General features: G+C 56.6%; 13 protein-coding genes and 1 tRNA gene. 4 read left to right on the top strand and 10 right to left on the bottom strand.

The window, feature by feature from the left end; translation table 11 throughout:
* Positions 1-28: 28 nt before the first annotated feature.
* From ftsW to WMO26_RS07920, 10 genes are all read right to left on the bottom strand, one after another.
* Complete coding sequence (ftsW, locus tag WMO26_RS07965; protein WP_349219426.1) at positions 29-1,393, bottom strand: putative lipid II flippase FtsW; 1,365 nt, start codon at positions 1,391-1,393, stop codon at positions 29-31.
* 94 nt (positions 1,394-1,487) lie between these two features.
* Positions 1,488-2,504 carry a phospho-N-acetylmuramoyl-pentapeptide-transferase gene (gene mraY, locus WMO26_RS07960; RefSeq protein WP_349219424.1) on the bottom strand — a complete coding sequence of 339 codons (1,017 nt, stop codon included), beginning with the start codon at positions 2,502-2,504 and terminating at the stop codon, positions 1,488-1,490.
* A complete protein-coding gene (locus tag WMO26_RS07955) occupies positions 2,498-3,868 on the bottom strand; it encodes a UDP-N-acetylmuramoyl-tripeptide--D-alanyl-D-alanine ligase (protein WP_349219422.1) in 1,371 nt (456 codons plus the stop codon). Before WMO26_RS07955 ends, mraY begins: the two co-directional genes overlap by 7 nt.
* A gap of 32 nt (positions 3,869-3,900) precedes the next feature.
* Positions 3,901-5,340: a UDP-N-acetylmuramoyl-L-alanyl-D-glutamate--2,6-diaminopimelate ligase gene (locus WMO26_RS07950; protein ID WP_349219420.1), complete on the bottom strand. Its 1,440-nt coding sequence runs from the start codon at positions 5,338-5,340 to the stop codon at positions 3,901-3,903.
* 38 nt (positions 5,341-5,378) lie between these two features.
* The gene (locus tag WMO26_RS07945; protein WP_349219418.1) at positions 5,379-7,631 is read right to left on the bottom strand and encodes a penicillin-binding transpeptidase domain-containing protein; all 2,253 of its coding nucleotides are present in this window, start codon (positions 7,629-7,631) and stop codon (positions 5,379-5,381) included.
* A gap of 129 nt (positions 7,632-7,760) precedes the next feature.
* Entirely contained in the window at positions 7,761-8,240 is a 480-nt protein-coding gene (locus WMO26_RS07940) for a hypothetical protein (RefSeq protein WP_349219416.1), read from the bottom strand.
* Between the two features lie 42 nt (positions 8,241-8,282).
* Positions 8,283-9,218 (bottom strand): 16S rRNA (cytosine(1402)-N(4))-methyltransferase RsmH, encoded by a 936-nt coding sequence (gene rsmH, locus WMO26_RS07935; RefSeq protein ID WP_349219414.1) that lies wholly within the window; start codon positions 9,216-9,218, stop codon positions 8,283-8,285.
* 33 nt (positions 9,219-9,251) lie between these two features.
* The gene (gene mraZ / locus WMO26_RS07930; protein WP_349219412.1) at positions 9,252-9,668 is read right to left on the bottom strand and encodes a division/cell wall cluster transcriptional repressor MraZ; all 417 of its coding nucleotides are present in this window, start codon (positions 9,666-9,668) and stop codon (positions 9,252-9,254) included.
* A 552-nt stretch (positions 9,669-10,220) separates the two neighbouring features.
* Entirely contained in the window at positions 10,221-11,105 is an 885-nt protein-coding gene (locus tag WMO26_RS07925) for a damage-control phosphatase ARMT1 family protein (RefSeq protein ID WP_349219410.1), read from the bottom strand.
* Between the two features lie 25 nt (positions 11,106-11,130).
* Positions 11,131-12,549 carry a citrate synthase gene (locus WMO26_RS07920; protein ID WP_349219408.1) on the bottom strand — a complete coding sequence of 473 codons (1,419 nt, stop codon included), beginning with the start codon at positions 12,547-12,549 and terminating at the stop codon, positions 11,131-11,133.
* 177 nt (positions 12,550-12,726) lie between these two features.
* On the opposite strand from WMO26_RS07920, the gene spoIID reads away from it, so the two are divergent.
* The 4 genes from spoIID (at position 12,727) to WMO26_RS07900 (ending at position 15,368) form a co-directional block, all read left to right on the top strand.
* Positions 12,727-13,737, top strand: coding sequence for a stage II sporulation protein D (gene spoIID / locus WMO26_RS07915; protein WP_349219406.1), 1,011 nt, complete (start codon positions 12,727-12,729; stop codon positions 13,735-13,737).
* A gap of 573 nt (positions 13,738-14,310) precedes the next feature.
* Positions 14,311-14,760, top strand: coding sequence for a DUF4358 domain-containing protein (locus WMO26_RS07910; RefSeq protein ID WP_349219405.1), 450 nt, complete (start codon positions 14,311-14,313; stop codon positions 14,758-14,760).
* 45 nt (positions 14,761-14,805) lie between these two features.
* Positions 14,806-14,880: transfer RNA gene (locus WMO26_RS07905), tRNA-Gly, on the top strand.
* A 101-nt stretch (positions 14,881-14,981) separates the two neighbouring features.
* The gene (locus tag WMO26_RS07900; RefSeq protein WP_349219403.1) at positions 14,982-15,368 is read left to right on the top strand and encodes a DUF4854 domain-containing protein; all 387 of its coding nucleotides are present in this window, start codon (positions 14,982-14,984) and stop codon (positions 15,366-15,368) included.
* The last annotated feature ends 44 nt before the right edge of the window (positions 15,369-15,412 follow it).

The raw sequence follows: 15,412 nt of genomic DNA, 5'->3' as shown, positions 1-15,412 counted from the left end.
CAAAATTCCCTCCTCCTCTTAGACTTCTCTAAACCGATTTTCGCAGCTTCGACCCTCGGGACACCGAGAGGATCACCCCCATCTGTGCCAGCAGCATGATCAGCGACGAGCCGCCGTAGCTGAAGAAGGGCAGGCTGATACCGGTGTTGGGGATGGTGTTGGTGACCACGGCGATGTTCAGGAAAGCCTGCAAGCCCACCTGTACGGTAAGACCTACCGCCAAAAGGGCGCCGAACTTATCCTCCGCCCGCATGGCGATGACAAATCCGCGCCAGACCAGCAGCGCAAACAGGATGATGATGACCGCCGCGCCCACAAAGCCCAGCTCTTCACACACCACCGCGAAGACAAAGTCGTTCTGCGGCTCGGAGATATACATGTATTTCTGCCTGGAGTTTCCAAGTCCCACGCCCATAAAGCCGCCGGAGGCGATGGCGTAGAGGGACTGGACCGTCTGCCAGCCGTCCCCTCGCAGGTCCACAAAGGGATCCTGCCAGACCTCGATGCGCTGGTAGGCATGGGCGAGCTTTTCCTGCACCATTTCCCCGACGCCGCCAGGGAGCAGGTTCGGGAAGAAGAAAACCACCACGAAACAAGCCACTGCCGCACCCGCGGCGATGCCGAAGTATTTCAGCGGCGTGCCCCCCACGATCATCATGATGCCGCCGATGGCGCACACCAGGATGGTGGCGGACAGGTGAGGCTCCACAATCAGAAGAGCGCTCACCACAACCAGGATGGACACATAGGGCAAAACCCCATGGCGAAGGGTGTTCATCCGCTTCTGGTTGAGACTCATAAAATGCGCAAAAATGGCGATGACGGCAAATTTGGCGATTTCCGACGGCTGAAAGTTGATGGGATAAGGGATCCACCGGTGCGCGCCGTTGCGGTCGGGGAAAAAGAGGACGGCAATGAGCAGCAGCACGCTGATGCCGAAGATAATCAGCGACCAGAAATGGAGCACCCGGTAGTTGATGGCGGAAATAAAGAGCATGGCCGCCACGCCGATGACGGCAAAAAGCACCTGCTGCTTTACAAAAAACAAGCCGTCGTTGCCGAATTTGGACGAATAATAGGCATAAGCGTAGCTGGCGGAAAACATCATCAGCACGCCGATGATGAGCAGCGCCATGACGATGATGAAAAACGGAATATCAAAGGATCCGCCGGCGGAAAAAAGCTTGTTGCGCCGCTTGAGCGGCGATTCGCTCCCGCGGGTCAGGCTGGCCGTCTGAGCGTCGGCAGCGGGAACCGGACGTTTTTTTATCCTGTGCTGATGCTTTGCCTTCTCGGTCGCCGGGTGGCTGACCGTCGGACGCGGCTTTGCGGCCGGCCGGCGCTTTTTCGGATGCCCCGATGAGACGGTTCTTTTGCTTGGCTGCGACTGCATCTGCATATTCCTCCTCCCGGGGCGCGTATATACAAGCGTATAAACGAAGGTCCCAAAATCAAGTTCTCTTATGGGTTAGGGTGCGCAGGTGTGGTTATAAAATACGGTCGTAAATCACAAGTAAAAGCGTTGCGATACAGCCGACAATCGTCACAATCGAGAAGACGGTGGTCACCTTGACCTCCCGCCAGCCGCTCATTTCAAAATGATGGTGCAGCGGCGCCATTTTAAACAGACGTTTGCCGTGGGTGAGCTTGAAGAAAATCACCTGCATGGAGACCGACAGGGTTTCCGCCAGGAAAATGATGCCCGCCGGCAGGAACAAAAGCGGCATATCCACGCCGAAAATCAGCGCGCAGACCATTCCGCCCATGAAAAGGGAGCCGGTGTCTCCCATGAACACCTTAGCCGGGTAGAAGTTCCACACCAGAAAGCCCAGGCAGGCGCCTGCCATGGCAGCGCCCGCAATGGCCACTCCCAGCATACTCAGAAGCCCCGCCGTGACCATGAAGGTCACCGAGACGAAGAAGGTGACGCTGGATGCCAGGCCGTCCAAGCCGTCGGTCAGGTTGACGGCGTTGACCACCGCGGCGATGATGAACACCATGACGGGAATGTACCAGATCCCCATCTCAAAGTCCCCGTAAAAGGGGATGTACATGCCGTGCTCCCCTGCCAGGTACACCGGGATGGCGTACACCAAGGCGGCGAGAATCTGCAAAAAAAGCTTTTGCTTGGAAGTAAGGCCCAGGTTGCGCTTTTTGACTACCTTGATATAATCGTCGAGAAACCCGATCAGGCCCATGCACAGGGCCATCAAAAGCCCAAACCAAAGCCTGGTTTTCTGCAGGGAGGTCTCACCCGGCAGCACGGTGGGCCAGGCGATGGTAAAGACCAAAAAGGTCACCGCCACCGCGCAGACCACCCCCGCGATGGGCATAATACCGCCCATGGTGGGGGTTCCCTGCTTTTTCATATGCCAGGTCGGGCCGTCCTCCAGAATACTTTGCCCGAATTTCAGCCGTTTTAAAAATGGAATTGCCACAAAGCCCAGCAGCACCGTTACCGCAAACGCCACCAAGGCCGCTATCCCTGTCGCCGCACCTAACACTGTTTTTTCCACCTCTCATAAAGCGGGGCGATGGCCTCTTCCAGCTTCATCCCTCGGCTCGCCTTAAAAAGAACCGCGTCCCCGTCCTGTAATGCTTCCAGCAGCGCGTCAATCAAAGGTCCTTTGCCCGCCCTGCCGTCAAACTCCCATACCGCCTGCATGCCGGCCTCACGCGCCCCTTTCGCATACCCGCTTGCCAAGGGGCCGAACGCAAACAAAAGGTCGGCGTTCTTCGCCGCCTGCATGCCGCAGGAAAGATGGGCTTCTTCGGAAATGCCGCCCAGCTCCAGCATATCGCCCAGCACCGCGACCCGCCGTCCCTTACAGGGCATTTCCCCAAGGGCGGTCAGGGCGGCTTTGACCGAGTCGGGGCTGGCGTTGTAGCAGTCCTCAATCACGGTCAGGCCCTCACAGCGCACCACCCGCTGGCGCATGCCGGAGGGCAGGTATCCCGACAGTGCCTTGGCCGCCGCCCGGGGCGGCACGCCCAGAGTGACCCCCGCCCCGAAGGCTGCCAGCGCGTCATAGACGTTGTGAAGCCCGATGGTAGGCAGAGTAACCGGATACCGCTTTCTTTCATAGCACACCATAAAGCGGGTGCTGTCTTCCCCCTGCTCGATGTCCTCCGCTTTAAAGTCGCACGCCTGGTTTTCGATCCCGAAGAAAAGCACCGGGCGGCTTGAATAAGTAATGTCCTTTAAAAACGGATCGTCCCCATTGAGTAAGAGTGGCGCTCCTGACTTTAACCCATCGAGCAGTTCCAGTTTCGCTTTGAGGATTCCTTCCTGGGAGCCCAGCGTCTCCATGTGGGACACGCCGATTTTCGTGATGATTCCCAGAGTGGGAGCCGCCGCCTGGGATAGGCGGGAAATCTCCCCGAAATTGCTCATACCCATTTCCAGCACCGCTGCTTGGGTGGTTTCGTCCATTTGGAACACGGTCAGCGGCAGGCCGATTTCATTATTGAAATTGCCCTGGGTTTTAAGCGTACGATACCGGCTTGCAAGGACACAGGCGGTCATGTCCTTGGTAGTGGTCTTGCCCACGCTGCCGGTCAGGCCCACCACCGGGATGTCAAACTTCGAGCGGTAATAAGCGGCGAGCCGTAAAAGGGCCGTCTGGGTGTTTTTCACAAGAATGGCAGGCAAGCCCGATTTCACCCGCTTGTGGCACAAAACCGCCGCCGCGCCTTGTTCTTCGGCGGCGCGGATGAAGGCGTGGCCGTCGAAGTTTTCCCCTTCCACGGCCACAAACAGACATCCGGGCTTGAGCTTTCGGCTGTCCGTGCAGACGCTGGAAAAGACCGCGTCCGTTTCCCATTTTCCGCCCACGGCCATAGCCGCTTCGGATACCGACATTCTCATCTAGCTTCCCCTTTTCTCCTGATTCTCCGCCGCTAGGAAAGCGGCTCTTTGAGCGCCTCTTTTATAATCTCCCGTTCGTCGAAAGGAATGACCCCTTCGCGCAGCACCTGGTAGGTTTCGTGGCCCTTTCCCGCGAGCAGGATAAAATCATCCGTTCTTGCGTTTTGGATGGCGAAACGGATGGCCTGGGCCCGATTAACAATAACGGTATAGGACGCCCTTCCGCCTCCCATCCCTTCCAGGATTTCGTCGATGATCTTCTTCGGATCCTCCGTGCGGGGATTGTCACTGGTTATTATAGCATAATCGGCCATGGACGCAACCACCCGCCCCATGAGGGGACGCTTGGTGCGGTCCCGGTCTCCGCCGCAGCCGAAGAGGACCACCACCCGCCCTTTTGCGGAGGTTTTCACCGCCTCAATGACCTTACGAAGCCCGTCTGGGGTATGGGCGTAATCAATGGCCACGGTAAAGGGCCGCCCGGTCTCTACCAGCTCCAGCCTGCCCTTGACTCCGGGGAAGGCATTGAGCCCCGCTGTCACCGTCAAAAACGGGATGCCCACCACAAGGGCGCAGGCCGCCGCGGCAAGGGCGTTCGACGCGGAAAACGCTCCGGGCACCTTCAGATTCACCCGGCTTTTCCCCTGGGGTGCGATCAGGTTAAAATCAATTCCTGCCGGGTGGGGGGTGAAGGAATCGGCAAAGTAATCGGCGTTGCCGGAGCGGATGGAGAAGGTAACCTTCCGGCAGGAAAGGCCGTCGGCGATTTTCAGCCCGTACGGATCGTCCAGGTTGAGCACCGCCTGCTTGGACTGCTCGAACAGCTTGCGCTTGGCAAGCAGGTAGTTTTGCATGGTTTTGTGATAATCCAAGTGGTCCTGGGTCAGGTTTGTAAACACGCCCGCCTCAAAAGTCAAGCCGGCTACCCGGCCCTGGTCGAGCGCATGGGAGGAAACCTCCATCACCGCGTACTCGCACCCTTCCTCCACCATCCTGGCGAACAGGGAATGGAGCTCGAAAGCGTCGGGGGTGGTGTTGTGGGCTTCCAGGGCGCTTTTGCCGGTTTCGTTGCCGATGGTTCCCACCAGGCCGCACCGGTGCCCCGCCTGCTCTAAGATTTCCTTGAGCATGTGGGTGACGGTGGTTTTTCCGTTGGTGCCGGTGACGCCCAGGAGCTTGAGCTTCTGGGCGGGATGGCCGAACCAGGCGGAACAGAGCTTGGCGTAGCTTTCGGCAGTGTCCTCCACCAGAACCTGCCGCTCCAGCTGCAAGTCCTCCTGGGTGACCACGGCGGCAGCCCCGGCCTTGAGGGCCTGGTGGGCCAGCTGTGTTCCTTCATGGAGATGCTTTTTGGTGATAACAAATAGACTTCCCTGCGTCACCCGCTCGATGTTGCGGGCGATGGCGCTGATTTTCACGTCGGTCAAGCTCTGCGGCACCCTTTGGGGCGCCAGCAGCTCGCCGAGCGTCATGGCAGGGCCTCCTTCTTCTATTGTGGTTTGCTTTTATGCTATTCAATCAGGTTGCCGACGTTTTCATCCACCTTGTGCAGGAATTCCAGCTCGATGACGGTTCCGCGCAGCACCGTCGTATCCGCGGCGATGCTTTGCTTGGAGCAGTACGCGTCGGTGCTTTCCAGCCCGATGCCGGTGATGCGCACGTTGAGCCCGGCGCCCACCGCCGCCGCATTTGCCTGGGACAGGGTCATGCTGGCAAAGTCGGGCACCACCACGTCCCCTTCCTGGCCGGTATCCGAGGAGGTATAGAGCACTACGGTCCCGCCGCGGGGCATGGTGCTGTACTGAGACGGCACCTGTTTGAGCACCGTATCGCCCGAGCCGATGATCTTGGTTTTAAAGCCGGACTGGGTAAGCTTGGTCTGGGCTTGGGAGGTGGTAAGGCCCACCAGGGCCGGGGCGCTGGTATCGGCGTTTTCCAGCTCGCTTTCGCTGTAGACCGGCTGGATGCCCAGATGAGGCAGGGCGTCCTCGAACACCTCGCGCAGCACGGGTGCCGCGATGGCGCCGCCGTTTGCGTTGTCTCCGTGGGGTTCGTCGAGAAGAACCAGCATGGCAATCTGCGGGTCGTCCGCCGGGGCGAAGCCGCAGAAGGAAGCAATGCGGTAAGGACGAGCAGTATGATCTTCATTCCACTTATCCTGCTTCTGGGAGGTACCGGTCTTGCCGCCCACCCGGTAGCCGGGGATGTAGGCGTTTCGTCCGCCGCTGATGGACACCACCGATTCCAGCATCTTGCAAAGTTCCGCGGAGGTTTCTGCAGAAATCACCTGGCGGCGCACGGTAGGCTGGGTACTCTCGATGATGTTGCCGTCGCTGTCAAGCACCTTGCTGACGATATAGGGTTCCATCAGGTTGCCGCCGTTGACCGCCGCGCAGAAAGCGGTGATCATCTGGATGGGGGTAACCTTGAAGGTCTGGCCGAAGGAAGAGGTGGCAAGCTCGACGGGCTTTAAGTCTTCCTCTTTGTGGTAAAGGCCGGTGTTGGCGGCCTCTCCCAGCAGGTCAATCCCGGTTTTCTCGGTAAAGCCGAAGGACTTGAAGTACTGGAAGAACAGGTGGGGCCCCACCCGTTCGCCGATCTGCATAAAGGAGGGGTTGCAGGACTTTTGCAGCGCGCCCCAGAAGTCTAAGGAGCCGTGACCGGTGGTTTTCGCGCAGTTGATGCGAATGCCACCCACAATCTGGTAGCCCGGACAGAAAAAGGTATCCGACGCGGAAACCTTCTTTTCCTCCAGCGCCATGGCGGAGGTAAATGTCTTGAAAACGGAACCCGGCTCATAAGTATCGGTGATGGCCTTGTTGCTCCATTGGTAGTTGAATACATCCGTAGTGGTCTTTTCTTTGTCCTCCTCCGACGCCGCGTCGATGATGGACTGCAGGCTCGGGTCGTAAAGTTCGAAGGGCTTTGTCAGGTCGTAGTCCGGCTCGGTGGCCATGGCGAGAATCTCGCCGGTTTTCACATTCATAACGATGGCGGCGGCCCGGTTGCCCACGTCGTTCTCCTGCACCGCCGTTTCCAGACTGCGTTCTACAAAGGCCTGGATGCTTTCGTCGATGGTCAGAACCAGGCTGCTCCCGTCCTGAGGTTCGATCTGGGTTTCATAGTCAAAGGGCATGTCGGTCTGGTAGGCGTTCTTGGCCACTACCACCTTGCCGGGCACGCCCTGGAGCACGTTGTCGTAAGCGGCCTCGATGCCCTGGAGGCCCTGGTTGTCGGTGCCGGTGAAGCCGATGATGGAAGCGCCCAGGTCGCCGTAGGAATAGTAGCGCTTGGAGTCTTCGATCATGACCACGGCATTTCCAATGTCATTGTCCACCACAAAGGTGGAAATGGCATCGAACACCGGCTTCTCCACCTTACGGGCGATGATCTGAAACTGGGACTTTTTGTTCTGTCCCTTTTCCATGATGACAGCCCGGTCGATGCCCAAAATTGGCGCCAGGCCGTCGGCAATTTTATTTAGCTTCTCGTCCGAATCAATGTCGGCGGGAGAAAGCACCACCGTCCAGACGGTGCCGCTGGTGACCATTGCCTTCATATTGCAGTCGTATATGGTGCCGCGGGCCGCGTTGATGGTCGAAGTGCGCAGCTGCTGGTTGATGGCCTTTTCCTGGTAGTAGTCGCCGTTGATGAACTGGATGTTTACCAACTGTCCAAGCACCGTACCGAAGGCGACAAAGACCAGAAGCACCATGAGCACCGTCATTTTCACGACCATCTTCCTCGTCGGGCCTTTCGACATTCCTCTTTCCTCCCTTTGAAAAAACGAGAGTTAAGATGTTCTCTCAACTCTCCGTTTTTTTATTGTGTCCGCGCCGTCCCTTTCCCGGACGCGGCGCTCCACATCATACATATTTCGCCTTTGCTCTCATTATGACAGCCAGCTTGCGATCGTGTCGAAGATGGATTCGAAGAACCCCTTCTCCTGGGACGGCTGCGCTACCTCCACCTTGTCGGTATCGTTGATGACGACGTATTCGATCTGGTTGGCCTGGGGCCGTTCCATTCCCAGGGCCTTAGCCTGCTCCTCAATGTTACGGGTAGCCATTTTTTCCTGTAAATCGGTTTGCAGGCGGATAAACTCGCTGTCCGCCAAGGTAAGCTCCGCCTTGGCGTTCACCAGCTGGTCTCCCAGTTCGGACAGAGTCATCTTGCAGTAGACCATGTAGCCCACCACCGAAAGGGCGACGGCGGCGGCGACCACCAGCAAAAATGCCCGCAGGTATCCTTCCACGGCGCTGGCCTTCTGCACTTTTTTTTCCTTTTTCTTTTCCGGCATCCGTATGACCCGGCTTTCCCGCTCTTCAAACAGGGAAAAGTCATAGGCTTCGTTTCTCTGGCTGGCGGCCACTCCGCTGCCTCCTTTCTATTCATACGGGAGGGGATTTCCTCCTCATTCTTCCTTGATTTTTTCAATGACCCGCAGCTTGGCGCTGCGGCTGCGGGGGTTCTCTTCGAGCTCCTCTTTTCCCGCTTCAATGGGCTTTCGCGTATAGAGCTTCCCCTGAGGGGTCTTGCCGCAGACGCACACCGGGAAATCCGGCGGGCAGGTACAGCCCTTGCACCAGGCGGCGTATTGACGTTTGACAATCCGGTCCTCCAGCGAGTGAAAGGTGATGACTGCCAGCCGCCCGCCTACCTTTAACGACGAAAACGCGGCTTCAAGCCCTTCCCTGAGCCGGTCGAGCTCGCCATTTACCTCGATGCGCAGGGCCTGGAAGGTCCTGCGGGCCGGATGGCCCTGTTCTCGTTTGGCGGCTGCGGGCATTCCGCTTTTGATCGCATCCACCAGTTCGCCGGTGGTTTCGATGGGCCCTTGCTCCCGCCGGCGCACGATGGCCCGGGCGATTCCCCTGGCATAGCGCTCCTCTCCGTATTCGAATAAAATTCTCGAAAGCTCCCGTTCAGGAAGCCCGTTTACCAGATCCTTGGCCGAGGGGCCTTCCTGGGACATGCGCATGTCAAGCGGCGCGTCGGCATGGTAGGAAAATCCCCGCTCAGGGGTATCCAGCTGATGGGAGGAAACGCCGATGTCCAAAAGGACCCCGTCCACCTTGGAAATGCCCAGTTCCCCGAGTACCTGGGCCATTCGCGAAAAGTTTGAGCGGACTAGGGTGGCTTGGGGATAGGGAGAAAGCCGGGCACCCGCCGCTAAAATGGCGTCCGGGTCCTGGTCAATAGCGACGAGCCGCCCGGTGGTCAGGCGCTTGGCAATTTCCTGGGAGTGCCCCCCGCCTCCGGCGGTCCCGTCCACATAAACGCCGTCTGCCCGGATGGCAAGCGCGTTGATGCATTCGTCAAGCAGCACCGGACGATGGGAAAATTCCACGCGTACCACCCTTTCTGACTTGGATTGTGTTCTTTAAATGCCCAGCTCGTCCATAAGCATGGCCGCGCTCTGGGGCGTTAACTCACTGGTGTTTGCCTGGCGGTCGGCGGCGTTCCAGATTTCCACCCGGTTGCCCACCCCCATGATGACCACGTCGTTCTCAAGCCCGGCATACTCCCGCAGGTCGGCGGGCAGCAGGACGCGCCCTTGCTTATCCGGCTCGAGTTCCGCGGCGTTGGAAAAGTAAAACCGCTGCAGGTCGCTGTATTTCGACGGCAGGGCCAGAAGCTTTGCCTCCTGCCGGGACCATTCTTCCATAGGGTAAATGCAGATGCAAACATCCTTGCCTTTGGTGGCGACGAAGCGTTCCCCCAACGTCTCCCGAAGCTTTGCGGGGACAAACACACGGCCCTTGGCGTCCAAAGTATGCTGGTATCGGCCCAAGAGCACGGCGTTCCCCTCCCTTCGGTTGTGTTATGCTCCATCTTACACCATTTTAATGCTTTTTGGCTCCATCTCGCACCACTGGTATCAATTATAGCGACAACGCGCCTCCATTGCAATAGAAAAGGAACGCGATTTTGTAAACTTTTCACACCAAATCCTGGGGAATCCCGGTTGCTCCTGCTTTAATTTACCAATTTGTATAAAATAGGCCTTCCTTTCCTCTTTTCTTACAGCAACCTGCCAAAGATATCCTCTCAAATTCCAGATTCCCCCTGGGGTAATTTGGAGACGAGTCGATATCTTATGTAAACTAACCAGACCTGCCGGACAAAAGGTGAAAGCAGGGCCTCTCTGCGGTTTTACGGCGCAATGCGAAGGCCTGAAAGCAGCGGCGGCCCGCAGGAAAAACACGCCGGATCGAAGCTATAGAAATAGTGCGGCGCCCAGGAATAAAAGGGAGACCCTTGCCGGTCTCTTTCCTGTCACTGCACAAAAAGCCGGACGGCGAGCTTTCACTCGCCGTCCGGCTTTTATCATGACATAATCATATCCAGCTTAAGCGCAGCAGTTCCTGTCGTGAATCAAAATGCCGTGATACATCGGCACCCCAAACCGGTCTGCAAATAAGCTGCATTTGCACATAAAAAGATAGTACACATTTTTTCCGCATTTGCACAGCGTTTCAAAGTTTGCCTGCCCTTTGGCCAGGATTACGTCCGCCTGGTCCAGTGCCTGTTTCGCTTTCCGGGAAATGTCGTCCAGGCATGTGCCGGCAATGTCGCTGCCGTTATCCATGACATATGCCGCGTCGGCCAGCGCAACCTGTTTGGCGTCTTCCATCGTCGCGTCGTTGAGCACCCTGTGTCCACGGACGACCGCCGTAACACGCGCCTGTTCGTTGATCCGTTTAATCTCCTGCATCAGCAGCTTGTCCAGCACGATTTCACCGCAGTTATCCGTTAGATATACCACGCTCTTCCCGCTTAACAAAGTCTGCCTGAGGGACTGGTATTCCTGCTCCTGCAGCGGCAGCTCCTCTGCCTGCTGGAGTAACCGGTCCAGCTTCGCTTCGTCCACCTTCTGCATGGCCCCAAAATCAATGTAGTTTCCAGTCATGGCATACTGTACCGCCAGCTTCAAAGGGTCCTTCGCCCGGCGCAGCTTTCCCCGGATCTCCTCTTCCCGTTCCAGCATGATCTGGTTAAAATGGGTTTTTACTTCCGAATAGTCCTCTTCATAGCCGAACATCTGCCTTTGAATTCTGCCAATTTCACGCACCACAACCGGCGCGCTGGCCGTTTTGGGCGCATCTGCAAGCGTACGCAGGACCCGCTGCATATATACAATCTGTTCTTCCTCGGATATGCCCTGAGGAAAATGATTCAACTGCTTCTCAAGCAAACAGCGGATGCACTGCGGATGTAATCGGACCGGTTGCATTTTCCCACTCCTTCGCTTGGCAGCCTTATTCCCGCTGGGAAAGAGGGACATAGGTGGACATTTTCGCCACCGACTTGTAGGCCGGACGGATGATCCGCTTGCCCATCTCCGATTCCTCCATCCGGTGGGCGCACCATCCGGCGATCCGGGAAACGGCGAACAAGGGGGTAAACAGCTCCTGGGGAATCCCCAGGCAGCGGTAGACAAGCCCGGAATACAAATCCACATTGGCGCACATGGCCTTGGTGTTTCCCTTCTTTCGGGCAAACACCTGAGGCGTCAGCCGCTCCACCGCCTCCAAAAGCTTCAGTTCGTCACTAAGGCCGCATTTTTCGGCCAAAGGCTGCACATTGTCGCGCAGAATCAGCGCCCGCGGGTCGGAGAGCGTGTAAACCGCGTGGCCCATGCCGTAGATGAGGCCGGACCGGTCCCCTTCCTCCCGGTCGATCATCTTTTCCAGGAAGCGGGCGATTTCCTCGTCGTCGTCATAATCCTTGACTCCTCTTAATAGGTAGCCGAGCATTTCCATAACCTTGATGTTGGCGCCGCCGTGGCGGGGTCCCTTCAAAGACCCGATGGCCGCGGCAATGGCCGAATAGGTGTCCGAACCGGAGGAGGTGACCACACGAGTGGTGAAGGTAGAATTGTTGCCTCCGCCGTGCTCGGCGTGGAGAATCAGGCATAAGTCCAGAAGCCTTGCCTCCTCGGGGGTGAACTTGCGGTCCATGCGCAAGGTGCCCAGAATGGCTTCCGCCGTGTCCTGCTGGGGGTCCAACGGATGAAAGTACATGGTCTCCCGATCATAGTGCCGGCGCTTAACCTGGTAGGCGTTGACCATGATGGTGGGCAACTGGGCGATCAAGTGGATGGACTGGAGCATCAGGTTCTCCAGGGAATTGTTCTCCGGGTCGTCGTCATAGGAATAAAGGGCAAGCACCGAACGAGCCAGCTTATTCATAATGTTGGGGGACGGGGCTTTGATAATCATGTCCTCCACAAAGTATTCCGGCAGCTCTCTGGAATCGGCCAGCAGCCTTGCGAACATATGCAGCTGGCGCGGGTTTGGCAGTTTGCCGAAGAGCAGGAGCCACACCACTTCCTCAAATCCGAACCGCTGCTCTTTGACGCAGCCGTCCACAATGTCGTTGATGTCCACGCCCCGGTAGATCAGCTTGCCGGGCACCGCCTTCTTTTCCCCGTCGTCGAGCACGTAGCCGTGGACATTACAAATGAGGCTTAGGCCCGCCATGACGCCCGATCCATCCTGGTTGCGAAGGCCTCGCTTGACTCCAAAGCGTTCGTAGTCCTCCGCCCGGATGTGGTTATTTTTCCGAAACTCGTCGCATAAATCTTTAAGGGTATCCCCCCGCAGGTCTTCGTTGGCGTACGGCGTCACGGTATCTCCTCCATTCAAATGCTTCCAAATCATAGCGTTAGTTGTCATTTTATAATACCACCCGGTCAAAGTCAAGAATATCCGACGGGTTTTTCGATTTTTTTGAAAGTTTGCGAAAGAGTTCCTGCATTTTTGGGGAAGTTGCTCCGGCATTTTCCTTTTTTCATCCCCTACATGCAGGAATGACAATCAAAACAATTCTCAAGATGAACAAAGGAGCGGGTTATGAAACGGTATCTTTGTCTTGCGCTTGCCTTGCTGATTTGCATGCTCTTTTTGCCGCTGATGGCGGGGACAAACCTATTCTCCCAGCCCCAGGGCCAATCCCCTTCCCCCACAAAGCCGGAGGACACTTTCCTGCTGCTGGATGAGGCGGACGGGAAGGTGCTGACGGTGAGCGCATACGACTATTTGTGCGGGGCGGTAGCGGCGGAAATGCCTCCCTCCTTCCACACGGAGGCCCTCAAAGCCCAGGCGGTGGCAGCTTACACCGGTGCCTACCGCAAGCGCGAGCAGCAGAAGGCCAGCCCGGACCCCTCCCTGCAAGGCGCCTATTTTACCGTCAATACCGCTCAAAAGGAAGGCTATATCCCCAAAGAACAAGCTCAGGCTCAGTGGGGAGACAGCTTTTCCGCCGCCTGGGAGCGCATTGAGGCGGCCGTCAAGGAGGTTTCCGGTAAGCTGCTGGTGTACGAGGGCGAGCCGATTCTGGCGGTCTATCACGCCATTTCCGGCGGCGTAACCGAAACCGCCGGGGTCTACTGGGGCAATGACGTCGCCTACCTGCAGTCGGTGGAAAGCCCGGGCGACACGCTGGCCCCCGAATACCAGACCCAGGTTTCCTTTGGGGCGGCTGATTTGCAGTCGGCCCTGCTGACCGCCTTCCCGGACCTGACCTTGCCGGAGGATACGGCGGCCTGGTTCGGAGAAGCGCAGCTGAGTCCCGCCGGCACGGTGACTTCCATCGCCGTGGGAAGCGGGACCTTGTCCGGCCGGCAGATTCGGGAGGCTTTGGGGCTTCGGTCGGCAAATTTCAGCATCCTGGCGGCGGACGGGGTATTCACCTTCACGGTAAAGGGATACGGCCACGGGGTGGGCATGAGCCAGTACGGAGCAGATTACATGGCGCGCCAGGGCACCAAATGGCAGGACATTCTCACCCACTATTATAAGGGGGCTTCCATCCTTTCGGTGGAAGAACAGGCCGCTGCGGTCTCTTCAGGCGTCTCCGCCTGACCCGGTTTTGCGCCGTTCCAATTCTGCAATCAACTGGGTACAAAAGCTCCCTTATCCGTCAAGGAGTGATAACTCGCCGTATATCTACGAAATTGGTGTTTATTCCCGCATTACGTAAACTTCAGTTTTCCACCGGGCACATGTGGAAAATGGGCAAAACAAACGAAGTTTTCCACATTTTCACGAAAAAAAGCGGTTGTCCCGGTCCTGTTCGGTGGAAAACTCGGTGGAAAATGTGGATTACTCCTGGGAACAGCCGAATCGCTTCGTCATTTTTATGTAAAGCCATGCCTTTCCCCTTCTTTACAATGGGGAAATTTTCTCTTCCTGTTTTCCGGACTTTTTGCTGGAAACCGGCAAAAAGCATCGTTTCTTTTTCTTTGTATGATATGCACTTTCTTCTCTTTTCTTTTCTGTCTGTTTTGTCAGCTTGCGTAAGCCTTGGTTTGTAGTATAATAAGAAGGGAACCGCAAAGGGTCGGTTCTTGTTCTGTTGGAATTTTGAAGGTTGTGTGGTGAAACAATATGCGCAAGCGTTTGGCTTTCTTCTTCCGTGTGGGAGGATTGGCCATATTGAGTTTGATTTGCCTGCTTTTTGTTTCCTGTTCCTCAAACGATGCGTCCACCGCCGCTTATGAGCAAGACGCGGCGGCAAAGGTGGAAGCGATCGCGGCAAAGCTGGAGATCAAGGACTATTCTGTGATCAAAAAGCCCCAGATGTCTCTGCACTTTGTGCTCAAGGACAGCGAGGTGGCGGATTTCGCGTATTTGGTCAGCGACACGGAGGGAAACGCGGATGAAATCGGAATCATCCAGGCGTCTTCCAAGGAATCGGTTTCGTCGGTCAAGGACGCGGTGGGCGAGCATATCAGCCTGAAGGAATCCTCTTACCGGTCTTACAGCAACACCGAATACACCAAAGTTTCCACCTCTGTGATTCTGGAAAAGAACGGGTATGTGTTTTTCGCCGTCTGCGACCAACCGGATCAGGCGGGAAAATTATTCGAACAAAGTATTCCATAACCTCTTGCATTTTTTCCGAACCCGTGCTATAATCTGGAATACTTCGCGGGAGTAGTTCAGCGGTAGAGCGTCGGCTTCCCAAGCCGAAAGTCGCGGGTTCGAATCCCGTTTCCCGCTCCAAACGTCCCAGGGCTTCGCTCTGGGACGTTTATGCTTCTTTCCCTTTCCGTCATTGCGGCGTTTGCGGTAGGGGGCAAAAAACTTTTTGAGGAGAGATCAGGATGAAGAAACTTTTGGTTGCAGTATGCTGTCTTGTCATGTGCTTGTCTTTTGCCTCGTGCGGTGGTTCCGGCGCGGGCAGCATGGATAAGTATATCAGCAGCATCCAATCGCAGATGGAGTCGATGAAGGACACGCTGGACAGCAGCGGTATGAAGCTGGAGCTGATCCAAAGAGAAAACTCCTTGGTGTACCGCTATCAGTTCACCACGGACATCGGAGATGCCGACGCGGCCAAGCAGACTCTGGAGAGCGGCATGGAGCAGATGGCTTCTACTTTCCAGGCTGGCCTTAAGGAACTCAAAGAACAGGTTTCCGGCGCAGAGTCGCTGATTGTGGAATACGTGGATAAGGACGGCAACGTCATTGTTTCCAAGGAATACAAATAAACAAAACCTTACATAGAAACAGCGGCGGTATTTTCATACCGCCG

Origin of the sequence: Solibaculum intestinale, assembly GCF_040096205.1 — a bacterium.
Classification (GTDB): Bacteria; Bacillota; Clostridia; order Oscillospirales; family Acutalibacteraceae; genus Solibaculum_A; species Solibaculum_A intestinale.
The sequence above is the reverse complement of the archived record's forward strand: the minus strand, read 5'-3'. Positions and strand labels throughout refer to the sequence as shown.

Bases quoted from the DNA above. Each gene is read 5' to 3' on its own strand.
- WMO26_RS07900 (WP_349219403.1), top strand. From the start codon at position 14,982: ATGAAGAAACTTTTGGTTGCAGTATGCTGTCTTGTCATGTGCTTGTCT.
- WMO26_RS07920 (WP_349219408.1), bottom strand. From the start codon at position 12,549: ATGACAACTAACGCTATGATTTGGAAGCATTTGAATGGAGGAGATACC.
- WMO26_RS07950 (WP_349219420.1), bottom strand. From the start codon at position 5,340: ATGACGCTCGGCGAGCTGCTGGCGCCCCAAAGGGTGCCGCAGAGCTTG.
- WMO26_RS07925 (WP_349219410.1), bottom strand. From the start codon at position 11,105: ATGCAACCGGTCCGATTACATCCGCAGTGCATCCGCTGTTTGCTTGAG.
- WMO26_RS07945 (WP_349219418.1), bottom strand. From the start codon at position 7,631: ATGTCGAAAGGCCCGACGAGGAAGATGGTCGTGAAAATGACGGTGCTC.
- WMO26_RS07955 (WP_349219422.1), bottom strand. From the start codon at position 3,868: ATGAGAATGTCGGTATCCGAAGCGGCTATGGCCGTGGGCGGAAAATGG.
- spoIID (WP_349219406.1), top strand. From the start codon at position 12,727: ATGAAACGGTATCTTTGTCTTGCGCTTGCCTTGCTGATTTGCATGCTC.
- ftsW (WP_349219426.1), bottom strand. From the start codon at position 1,393: ATGCAGTCGCAGCCAAGCAAAAGAACCGTCTCATCGGGGCATCCGAAA.